Raw genomic sequence first — 11,117 nt, 5'->3', positions numbered from 1 at the left:
CACTGGGGAGGTGCGGCCTCCCCAGTGCGCGAGCAAACTCTAATCTGCCTTTTCTGCATCATAATGGGAAGTCTGCGCGGTATTGCCACAACGGCGCCGTGTAGATACGGGCAAAGCGCGTATCCTGCGGGACCCGAGGAAGCTCCTGATGAGGTCTCTGCATTGTCCGTTTTGTTGCTCTTGCTTGCGCTCCCTGTCGTGCGGCCCTGCTCGCCCGTAGGCATAAAAACGTCTCTGCAAAGTTATTTTTTCATACCCCGCTAACGCGCTGAATTCTTGGGGTTTCGCGCATGCCTTGCCGTGCGGCGAAACGCACGCGAGCGGTGTCTTGGCGCATGCAAATACAAGGTCTTGAGACCGCCTTCCTAACCTTTTGTTAAACTTAACAGCTTATAAACGTTTGACGGTCTGAACACGGGAGATGAGGTCTCTTCCCATTGACGCCCATATGGTCCCATGGTATCCCAAAATCACACTGCACGAGGACGCATGAGCGTCCGATCATCGCAAAGCTTTGAGGCTAACCGGCTGGGGACGGTGCGACGCGTAAGCGTTACATCAGCGCTGGTTTCTGCGCGCAGTGTGGTGTTGGATTTGCCGGGGTGGATGCACAGCGTCCCGGCTTGGGGAACGGCTGTATCGCGTCATGAACCGGTTCCTGTCGAATGCGACGAACAGGGTCGATGCCAAGGGGAGGGTTTCCGTTCCTTCGGCGTTTCGCTCCGTGCTCGCGCAGCGCGACATCCGGGAGCTGTATTGCTTCCAGGACTTCATGTTTCCGGCGATCAGCGTCGGTGGGCTGGATCTGCTCGATCGTTTCGAGCGCCAGATCGCCAGCGAGGATGTTTTTTCGCCAAAAGCCAATCGGATGTCGCTCCTGATCCACGGGGGCGGGGTCTTCATGAAGCTCGATTCGGAGGGGCGCCTGGCGGTCACGGATTTCATCCGGGATTTCACGGGCATCACCACGGATGTGACCTTTGTCGGTCGGGCGGATCATTTTCAGCTCTGGGCACCGCAGACATTCGAAGCCACACAGGCGGCGGCACGGGAAGAGTTCAGAACGCGAGGTCTGGGCTCGGGGTAAGACGGAGAATCGGAATGGCGGCGGATCTTGGCGGAGGTTTTTCTGATGCCGATGGCGGACCGGTCCGTCACATTCCGGTTCTTCTCTCCGAAGTCATCGAGGCGCTTCAGCCCAAGCCCGGCGAGGTCATTCTCGACGGCACTTTCGGTGCGGGCGGCTACACGTCGGCCATCCTTGCCGCCGGTGCCAACGTCATCGGCCTCGACCGCGATCCCAATGCGATTGCCGGCGGACAGGATCTCGTCAAGGCGTCCGGCGGCCGGCTGACCCTCATCCATTCGCGCTTTTCCGAGCTTGCCGAACACGCGCCCGCGGGCGGCCTCGACGGCGTCGTGCTCGATATCGGCGTCTCTTCCATGCAGATCGACGAGGCCGAGCGCGGGTTCTCCTTCCAGAAGAACGGCCCGCTCGACATGCGCATGTCCGCATCGGGCGTTTCGGCCGCCGACGTGGTGAATCGCGCCAAGGTCTCCGACCTTATCCGCATCTTCGGTTTCCTCGGCGAGGAGAAGCAGGCAGGGCGCATCGCCCGCGCCATCGAGAAGGCGCGCGAGAAGGAGCCGTTCACGACGACACGGCAACTCGCCAACCTCATCGAGCTCACGACGCCGCGCAAGGCCAAGGACAAGATTCATCCGGCGACGCGCGTCTTCCAGGCGCTGCGCGTTTTCGTCAACGACGAGCTCGGCGAGCTTGCCGAGGCGCTGTTTGCCGCCGAGCGGGCGTTGAAGCCGGGCGGTCGTCTCGTCATCGTCTCCTTCCATTCGCTGGAAGACCGGATCGTGAAAAAGTTCTTTCAGGATCGTTCGGGCAAGGCTGCGGGCTCGCGCCATCTGCCCGAAGTTCACGACAAAGCCGCAACCTTCGCACCAGTCGGGCGCCCTATGGTGGCGGCCAGCGACGAGGAGAGCGCGGTCAATCCGCGCGCCCGATCTGCGAAACTGAGAGCGGGCGTGCGCACCAACGCCCCCGCCGGGACGGATGATCTGTCCATTTTCAACCTGCCCAACCTTGCCAGCATCGAGAAGATGGGAAGCTGAGTGATGTTCCGTACCCTTGATGTCGTGCTGATTGCCGTCATGACCGCAGCCGCCACCGTTACCTATTCGCTCAAACATCAGGCTGAGAACAAGCAGGAAGAGGTGCGCAAGCTGGATGCCGAGATCAAGCTTGAGGAAGACACGATCGACCTTCTCAAGGCCGACTGGGCGCTGTTGACCCAGCCGAACCGTCTCAACCGCCTCGTGACGACCTTTGCGGGCGACCTGAAGCTCGTGCCGACCGAATCGACCCAGCTCGCGCAGCCGAACGAGCTGCCGATGCCGATGGCCGAGCTGCCGGCGCTGGAGCCGGCCAAGGACGCCAAGGCGGACGCGAAGATCGCCGACGGCAACAAGAACACCAAGAAGAAGAACACGGACGCAATCCAAACCGGATCGGTGGCACGCTGATGTCGTTTCTCTCCCGCATCATGGTCGTCAAGAGCAAGGCGCATTTCAGCGCCGGCGGCAACAACAATACCGGCGCCGGAGGCCCCGCCTTCGAGGGCACGCGCAAGCGGTCCGGCTCGCAGGCGCGCAGCCGCGTCGCCGTCATGATCTGCTGCTTCGGCATGGCCTATGCCGTCATCGGCGGCCGCCTCGTGCAGTATGGCATGGCCTCGTCCGAGACGGTGTCCTCCATCGGCCCCGCGGACCATTTGATGGCGTCGCGTCCCGATATCATCGACCGTAACGGCGAAATCCTGGCGACCGACATCCGCACAGTCTCGCTCTATGCCGAGCCGCACAAGATCGTCGATGCGGACGAAGCCGTTGAAATGCTGGCGACCGTTCTGCCGGATCTCGACCGCCGGGGCATCTACCGCAAGCTCACCTCGAAATCCCGCTTCCAGTGGCTGAAGCGCCAGCTGACGCCCAAGCAGCAGAGCAAGATCCTCGCGCTCGGAATTCCCGGCGTCGGCTTCCGGCCGGAAAAGCGCCGCTTCTATCCGGGCGGCGCAACGGCGTCGCACATCCTCGGCCACGTCAATATCGACAACCGCGGCATTGCCGGCATGGAGCGCTACATCGACAGCCAGGGTCTCGCCGACCTTGCCGCCATCGGCATGACGAGCGACGCCAAGCTGGAGCCGGTGCGCCTTTCCATCGACATCCGCGTGCAGGCCATCGTGCGCGAAGTCGTCAAGGAAGGCATGGAGAAATACAAGGCGATTGCCGCCGGTGCCGTCGTGCTCGACGTGCGCACGGGCGAAGTGCTCGCCATGGCCTCCTATCCCGATTACGATCCGAACAATCCGGCTGAGGGCGCCAAGGAAGGCTGGATGAACCGCATGTCGAACGGCACGTTCGAGATGGGCTCGACCTTCAAGAGCTTCACGACCGCCATGGCGCTCGATTCGGGTAAGGTGAAGATCACCGACAGTTTCGACGCGCGTGCGCCGATCCGCATTGGCGGCTTCACCATCAAGGATTTCCACGGCAAGCACCGTATCCTCACCGTGCCGGAAATCTTCCAGTATTCGTCGAACATCGGCACGGCCAAGGAGGCCGACGTCGTCGGTATCGCCGGCCACAAGGAATTCCTGACCCGGCTCGGACTGCTGACCAGGATGGAAACCGAGTTGCCGGAAGTCAAAACGCCGACGCAGCCGCGCGAATGGAAGAAGATCAACTCGATCACCATTTCCTTCGGTCACGGTGTTTCCACGACGCCGCTGCAGACCGCCGTTGCCGGTGCCGCGCTCATCAACGGCGGCAAGCTGTTCAACCCGACCTTCCTGCCGCGCACGCAGGAGGAGGCCGACGAGATCGCCAAGGTGGTCATCCACCCGCAGACCGTCGAGAACATGCGTTATCTCTTCAAGCTCAACGCCAATGACGGTTCCGGCCGCCGTTCGCTCGTTCCGGGCTTCAATGTCGGCGGCAAGACCGGCACGGCCAACAAGGTCGTCGGTGGCCGTTATTCCAACACGCAGAACTTCAACGCCTTCCTGTCCGGTTTCCCGATCGACGACCCGAAATATGTGGTTCTGAGCTTCATCGACGCGCCGCAGACCGGCGAGGGTGGCGGCCGCACCGCCGGCAGCAACGCCGCCCCCATGGTGGGCGAGATCATCCGCCGCTCCGCCGCCCTTCTCGGTGTAAAGCCGAAATTTGGTGAGGACGGGTCTGCCACGCTTGTGTCTTATTGAGCGGAGAAGAGGGGATGCCGATTCGAAACGGAGACGGCACCCACAGACAGCAATAGAGCGGATAATGAAGATCAGTGACCTCGCCGGACCCGAAGCCAACGACCTAGGCGCCGCCGCCGCAAATGTAAGCGGTATCACGAGCGACAGCCGGAAGGTGAAGCCGGGCGATCTCTTTGTCGCGCTGACGGGGACCAAGGCCGATGGCAGCGCCTTCATTGCCGATGCCGTCTCGCGTGGTGCCGCGGCCGTCGTTGTTGCCGAGGGCGTTACGGTCGAAACCGCCGTTCCCGTCATTGCCGTTGCCGAGCCGCGCCGCTTCCTGGCGCTTGCCGCCGCGCAATTCTACGGCCGCCAGCCGGAAACCATGGTCGCCGTGACCGGCACCGCGGGAAAGACCTCCGTCGCCTCCTTCACGCGCCAGATCTGGGCCTATGCCGGCCACCCGGCCGCGATGATCGGTACGACCGGCGTCGTGGCACCGGGCCGCAACGATTACGGTTCACTGACGACGCCTGATCCGGTGTCGCTGCATGCGCTGCTCGCCGAGCTTGCCGATGCCGGCGTCACCCATGCGGCGATGGAAGCCTCCAGCCACGGCCTCGACCAGGCGCGCCTCGACGGCGTGAAGCTTGCCGCCGCCGCCTTCACCAATCTCGGCCGCGACCACATGGATTACCATCCGACGGTCGAGCACTACATGGCCTCCAAGATGCGGCTGTTCGATACGCTGCTCGCCAAGGGGCTGCCTGCCGTGATCTATGCCGACGACGAATGGTCGGGCCAAGCCATCGACGCGGCGCGCAAGGCGGGTCTCGACGTGCGCACGGTCGGCCGCAAGGGCGATTATCTCGCCCTGAAGCGCGTCGAGCATTTCCGCCACAAGCAGACCGCCGAAATCCATGTCGGCGACGATATTTTTGAAGTGCACATTCCGCTCGCCGGTGATTTCCAGGTGGCGAATGCGCTTGTCGCGGCGGGCCTTGCCATGTCGACGGGCGTGCCGGCGGCCACGGCCATGGCGGCGCTCGAAAAGCTGATCGGCGCGCCCGGCCGCCTCGAACTGGTCGGCCACGCGAAGAACGGCGCGCTCACCTATGTCGATTATGCGCACAAGCCGGACGCGCTGGACAACGTGCTGACCTCCGTGCGTCCGTTCACGACGGGCCGCGTCATCGTGGTCTTCGGCTGCGGCGGCGATCGCGACAAGGGCAAGCGCCCGATCATGGGCGAGATTGCCACGCGTCTGGCCGATGTGGTCATCGTCACCGACGACAATCCACGTTCGGAAGTGCCCGCCGTCATCCGCTCCGAGATCATGGCTGCGGCCCCTGGTGCGACCGAGATTGGCGACCGGGCCGAGGCGATCCGCGCCGCGGTCAAGATGCTGCAGTCGGGCGATACGCTGATCGTCGCCGGCAAGGGGCACGAGGAGGGACAGACCGTGGGTGCGGTGACGCTGCCGTTCTCCGACCATGCCGAATTGCGCAAGGCGCTGGAGGAACTCGACCGGTGAAGTGGCTCTGGACCAGCGCTGATCTCATTGCCGCCGTGCACGGCCGCCCCATCGGCAACCTGCCGCAAGGCATCACCGGCATTTCCATCGACAGCCGCGCCATCGGCGCCGGCGAGGCCTTCTTCGCGATCAAGGGCGACCGCGTCGATGGCCATGACTTTGCAAGCTTCGCCGTTGCCAATGGCGCGGCGCTGCTGGTCGTCAGCGAAGGCAAGCTGCCGGCGCTCGGCCGTCTCGTGACGCCGATGATCGTGGTGCAGGACGTGTTGCAGGCGCTGGTCGATCTCGGCTGTGCGGCGCGGGATCGCACCGCCGCCCGCATCATCGCCGTCACCGGCTCGGTCGGCAAGACGACGAGCAAGGAGATGCTGCGCCAAGCGCTCTCGCCCTCCGGCAGCGTGCATGCGTCCGTCGCCTCGTTCAACAATCACTGGGGCGTGCCGCTGACGCTGGCGCGCATGCCCGAGACCACCGATTACGGCATTTTCGAAATCGGCATGAACCATGCCAACGAGATCCGCCCGCTGGTCGCCATGGTGCGCCCGCATATCGCGATGATCACAACGATCGCGCCGGCCCATCTCGGCAATTTCCGTGATCTCGAGGAGATCGCCGCCGCCAAGGCCGAAATCTTCGAAGGTGTCGTGCCGGGTGGCCATGCCATTCTCAACTGCGACAACGAACAGTTCGGTTTCCTCGAAAAGGCGGCGGAGGCGGCCGGCGTCGCGCATATCCATTCCTTCTGCGCCGATCCCAAGTCGGAATTCCGCCTGCTTGATTTCCTGCCGAGCGGCGAGGGCAGCCTGCTGCGCGCCGCCATCGGCGGCCAGACGCTGGAAGTGCCGATGGGCGCACCCGGCCGGCATATCGCCGAAAACGCCGTCGCGGTGCTCGGTGCGGTGCATCTGGCTGGTGCGGATATCGAGAAGGCGATGAGCGGCCTTGCCACCATGCAGGCCGAAAAGGGCCGCGGCCGGCGCTACCGGCTCGCCAAAGACGGTGGCTGGTTCACGCTGATCGACGAAAGCTACAATGCCAACCCGGCCTCGATGCGGGCGGCGATCGCGCTTTTGCGCGATGCCGAGCCGCAAGCCGGCGGGCGCCGCATCGCCGTGCTCGGAGACATGCTGGAAATGGGTGAGCATTCGCCCGCCGTGCATGCCGGCCTTGCCGAACCGCTTCTGGAAGCGGGCATCGCCGATGTCTGGCTCGGCGGCCCCGATATGGCGTCGCTGCGCGATGCGCTGCCGGAGGGCGTTAGCCACGAATACCGCGATACGGCCGATGAACTTGCCAAATACGCGCTGGATGCGGTGCAGGCCGGTGACGTTCTGGTCGTCAAATCGTCCAAAGGCACGGGTTTCAGCCGCATCGTGGCGGCCCTGCTTGACAAATATCCGGCGTTCTCCGAAGGGGAGCGCGAGAGTTGAGAAGGGGTTCGGCCGGACAGACGTCTGCCGGACCTTCTTCTTTATGTGATTTGCTTCTCTGTCCGCCGGCCTGTCACGCCGCGGACGCTTCAGGGAACCTTTTGGGGAAAGGGTGACAATGCTGCTTTGGCTCGTCGAGCTGGCGGACACCATCCAGGTGTTCAACCTGTTTCGTTATATTACCTTCCGGACCGGCGCTGCGCTGTTCACCTCCGCTATCATCGTCTTCCTGTTCGGGCCGATGATCATCGCATCGCTGCGTGTCCGCCAGGGCAAGGGCCAGCCGATCCGCGCCGACGGTCCCCAGACGCATTTCAAGAAGGCCGGCACCCCCACCATGGGCGGCCTGATGATCCTCGCCGGCATCGTCGGCAGCGCGCTGCTCTGGGCCGACCTTTCCAACGTCTATGTGGTCGCCACGCTGCTCGTCACCCTCGGCTTCGGCGCCATCGGCTTCTACGACGATTACCTGAAGGTCACCAAACAGTCCGACAAAGGTTTTTCGGGCAAGGCGCGCCTTGGCCTTGAATTCCTGATCGCCGGTGCTGCAACGTACTTCATGATGCGCGCGTCGCTCGCCACCGGCCCGGCCGGCTCGACTTTCGGCTCGTCCATCGCTTTCCCCTTCGCCAAGGACCTGCTGGTCAATCTCGGCATCTTCTTCGTGATCTTCGGCGGCTTCGTCATCGTCGCGGCCGGCAATGCCGTGAACCTGACGGACGGCCTCGACGGTCTCGCCACGGTTCCGGTCATGATCTCGGCCGCCTCCTTCGGCGTCATCGCCTATCTCGCCGGCAACGCGGTTTTCGCCAATTACCTGCAGATCCATTTCGTGCCCGGCACGGGCGAGCTTGCCGTGGTGCTCGGCGCCGTCATCGGTGCGGGCCTCGGCTTCCTGTGGTTCAACGCGCCGCCCGCCGCCATCTTCATGGGCGATACCGGCTCGCTGGCGCTCGGCGGGCTCATCGGCACCGTCGCCGTCGCCACCAAGCACGAGATCGTCATGGCGATCATCGGTGGCCTGTTCGTCATGGAGACGCTGTCGGTCATCATCCAGGTTGGCTCCTTCAAGCTTACCGGCAAGCGCGTTTTCCTGATGGCGCCGATCCACCATCACTTCGAAAAGAAGGGCTGGACGGAAAGCCAGGTCGTCATTCGCTTCTGGATCATCGCCGTCGTGCTGGCGCTGGTCGGCCTCTCCACGCTCAAGCTGCGGTAAGGCTTCCGATGATCCCCGTCACCACATTGAAGGGAAAGTCGGTCGCGCTCTTCGGGCTCGGCGGTTCGGGGCTGGCGACCGCGCTGGCGCTGGCTGCCGGCGGGGCCGATGTCACCGCCTGGGACGATAGCGCCGCAAGCGTCGAGAATGCTTCCGCTGCCGGTGTGAAGACCGGCGATCTGCGGGCGCTCGACTGGAAGACCATCGACGCGCTCGTGCTCTCGCCCGGCGTGCCGCTGACCCATCCGAAGCCGCACTGGAGCGCCGAGCTTGCGAACGCTGCCGGTGTCGAGATCATCGGCGACGTCGAGCTTTTCGCGCGCGAGCGCCGCGTGCACGCGCCCGATTGCCCGTTCATCGCCATCACCGGCACGAATGGCAAATCGACCACCACGGCGCTCATTGCCCACATCCTGAAGGCAAGCGGCCGCGATACGCAGCTCGGTGGCAATATCGGTACGGCGGTTCTGACGCTCGATCCGCCGAAGGCGGGCCGTTTCTACGTCGTGGAATGCTCGTCCTACCAGATCGACCTCGCGCCGACGCTGAACCCGTCGGCCGGCATCCTGCTCAACCTGACGCCCGATCATCTCGACCGCCACGGCTCGATGCAGCACTATGCCGACGTCAAGGAGCGGCTGGTCGCGGGCAGCAAGACGGCGATCGTCGGTGTCGACGACACCTATTGCGAGATCATCGCCGACCGCATCGAGCGCGCCGGCACCAAGGTCGTGCGTATCTCCAAGCGCAATGTGCTGGCCGATGGCATCTATGCCGATGGTGCGGGTCTGATCCTGGCGCAGAGCGGTGCGACGCGGGAGATCGCCGATCTCACGCCGATCCAGACGCTGCGCGGCAATCACAATGCGCAGAACGCGGCGGCGGCGGTTGCGGCCTGCCTCGCCGTCGGCGTCAGCGAAAACGAGATCCGGGCGGGCCTTGCGTCCTTCCCCGGCCTGAAGCACCGCATGCAGCCGGTCGGCCGCAAGGGTGACACGCTGTTCGTCAACGATTCCAAGGCGACGAATGCGGATGCGGCGGCCCCCGCGCTGTCGAGCTTCGAGCGCATCTACTGGATTGCCGGCGGCGTGCCGAAGGAGGGGGGCATTGCCTCGCTCGGCAGCTTCTTCCCGAAGATCGCCAAGGCCTACCTGATCGGTGAAGCGGCGCCGGCCTTTGCCGCGACGCTCGGCGGCGCCGTCGCCCACGAAATGTCGGGCACGCTGGAAAAGGCCGTGGCGGATGCGGCGGCAGATGCGGAGAAGGACAGCGGCGGCCCCGTTGCCGTTCTGCTCTCCCCGGCTTGCGCAAGCTTCGACCAGTACAAGAACTTTGAAGTGCGCGGTGACGCCTTCGTGAAACACGTTTCCGGCGTGCCGGGCGTGTCCATGCTGGTGGCCGTTTGACATCACGCAGTTCCGGCAGGCGCGTGCGGCGGCTCGATCCGGGATTGGTCTGAAACAGGGGAAAGAGACATGGTTAGTCGTGCCGAACGTGGTGCATTGGCGGACTGGTTCTGGACGATAGACCGCTACTTCCTCGCGGCCTTCATCCTTTTGATGGGGCTGGGTTTCATGCTGTCCTTCGCGGCAAGCCCGGCGGTTGCCGAGCGCATCGGCCTCGACAGCTTCCACTTCGTGCGGCGCCACGCGATGTTCCTCGTGCCGGCCATCGCCATCATGTTCGGCATCTCCTTCCTGTCGCCGCGCCAGGTGCGTCGGGCGGCGATGATCCTGCTTCTCATTTCGCTCGCGGCCATGGTGCTGGCGCTGTTCTTCGGCGTCGAGGTGAAGGGCTCGCGGCGCTGGATCTCCATCGGCAGCCTCTCCATCCAGCCGTCGGAATTCATGAAGCCGGCCTTCGTCATCATCTGCGCCTGGCTGTTTTCCGAACATGCCCGCCAGCCGGAAATCCCCGGCAATCTCTTCGCCATCATCCTGTTCGGCATCGTCGCGGCGCTGCTCGTCGCCCAGCCGGACCTTGGCCAGACCATCCTGACGGCCGCTGTCTGGGGCGGCATGTTCTTCATGGCCGGCATGCCCTGGCTGTGGATCATCGTGCTCGGCGGTGCGGCCGTCGGCGGCCTTCTGACCGCCTATACGTTCCTGCCGCACGTGGCGGGCCGTATCGACAAGTTCATGACCGGCGAAGGTGACACGTTCCAGATGGACACGGCGCGCGAGGCCATCATCCGCGGCAACTGGTTCGGCCAGGGGCCGGGCGAGGGCACCGTCAAGCGCATCATCCCGGACAGCCACACCGACTTCATCTTCTCCGTCGCGGCGGAAGAGTTCGGCATCATCTTCTGCATGGTCATCGTCGCGATCTTCGCCTTCGTGGTGATGCGCGGCCTCAACCACGCCTTCAAGGAGCGCAACGACTTCACCCGCTTTGCCGTCGCCGGCCTGGTGCTGCAGCTTGGCATCCAGTCGATGATCAATATCGGCGTGAACCTCGAATTGCTGCCGGCCAAGGGCATGACGCTGCCGCTCATCTCCTATGGCGGTTCGTCGATGATCGCGATCTGCGTGACGGCCGGCTTCATCCTGGCGCTGACCCGCCACCGTCCCGAAAAGCGCGCCTCCGAGCGCAGCCTCTTCCGCGGCGGCATCATGGCGCCCGCTGAATAAGGGTTTCGAATGACCAAAGGCATCGTTCTTCTCGCCGCCGGTGGT

Annotated in this window: 9 protein-coding genes; all 9 read left to right on the top strand. The window is 64.1% G+C overall.

From position 1 onward, the window contains the following. Positions 1-646 precede the first annotated feature (646 nt). On the top strand, positions 647-1,087 hold the full coding sequence (mraZ, locus tag ACOZKU_RS15125) for a division/cell wall cluster transcriptional repressor MraZ (RefSeq protein WP_421579561.1): 441 nt from the start codon (positions 647-649) through the stop codon (positions 1,085-1,087). Positions 1,088-1,101: 14 nt separating this feature from the next. Continuing rightward, positions 1,102-2,127: a 16S rRNA (cytosine(1402)-N(4))-methyltransferase RsmH gene (rsmH, locus tag ACOZKU_RS15120; RefSeq protein WP_314084998.1), complete on the top strand. Its 1,026-nt coding sequence runs from the start codon at positions 1,102-1,104 to the stop codon at positions 2,125-2,127. Between the two features lie 3 nt (positions 2,128-2,130). Continuing rightward, positions 2,131-2,538, top strand: a complete 408-nt coding sequence (gene ftsL / locus ACOZKU_RS15115; protein ID WP_421579560.1) for a cell division protein FtsL — start codon at positions 2,131-2,133, stop codon at positions 2,536-2,538. Continuing rightward, entirely contained in the window at positions 2,538-4,280 is a 1,743-nt protein-coding gene (locus ACOZKU_RS15110) for a penicillin-binding protein 2 (RefSeq protein WP_314084994.1), read from the top strand. The genes ftsL and ACOZKU_RS15110 overlap by 1 nt, the downstream gene beginning before the upstream one ends. Before the next feature lie 64 nt (positions 4,281-4,344). Further along, complete coding sequence (locus ACOZKU_RS15105; RefSeq protein WP_421579559.1) at positions 4,345-5,793, top strand: UDP-N-acetylmuramoyl-L-alanyl-D-glutamate--2,6-diaminopimelate ligase; 1,449 nt, start codon at positions 4,345-4,347, stop codon at positions 5,791-5,793. Next, the gene (locus ACOZKU_RS15100; RefSeq protein ID WP_421579558.1) at positions 5,790-7,223 is read left to right on the top strand and encodes a UDP-N-acetylmuramoylalanyl-D-glutamyl-2,6-diaminopimelate--D-alanyl-D-alanine ligase; all 1,434 of its coding nucleotides are present in this window, start codon (positions 5,790-5,792) and stop codon (positions 7,221-7,223) included. The genes ACOZKU_RS15105 and ACOZKU_RS15100 overlap by 4 nt, the downstream gene beginning before the upstream one ends. 118 nt (positions 7,224-7,341) lie before the next feature. Further along, complete coding sequence (gene mraY / locus ACOZKU_RS15095; RefSeq protein WP_314084988.1) at positions 7,342-8,442, top strand: phospho-N-acetylmuramoyl-pentapeptide-transferase; 1,101 nt, start codon at positions 7,342-7,344, stop codon at positions 8,440-8,442. A gap of 8 nt (positions 8,443-8,450) precedes the next feature. Beyond that, on the top strand, positions 8,451-9,848 hold the full coding sequence (gene murD / locus ACOZKU_RS15090; protein ID WP_421579557.1) for a UDP-N-acetylmuramoyl-L-alanine--D-glutamate ligase: 1,398 nt from the start codon (positions 8,451-8,453) through the stop codon (positions 9,846-9,848). Between the two features lie 69 nt (positions 9,849-9,917). Next, positions 9,918-11,072 (top strand): putative lipid II flippase FtsW, encoded by a 1,155-nt coding sequence (ftsW, locus tag ACOZKU_RS15085; protein WP_421579556.1) that lies wholly within the window; start codon positions 9,918-9,920, stop codon positions 11,070-11,072. Positions 11,073-11,117: the final 45 nt, after the last annotated feature.

Origin of the sequence: Shinella sp. M31, from assembly GCF_049199205.1 — a bacterium.
Lineage (GTDB): Bacteria > Pseudomonadota > Alphaproteobacteria > Rhizobiales > Rhizobiaceae > Shinella.
The sequence above is the reverse complement of the archived record's forward strand: the minus strand, read 5'-3'. Positions and strand labels throughout refer to the sequence as shown.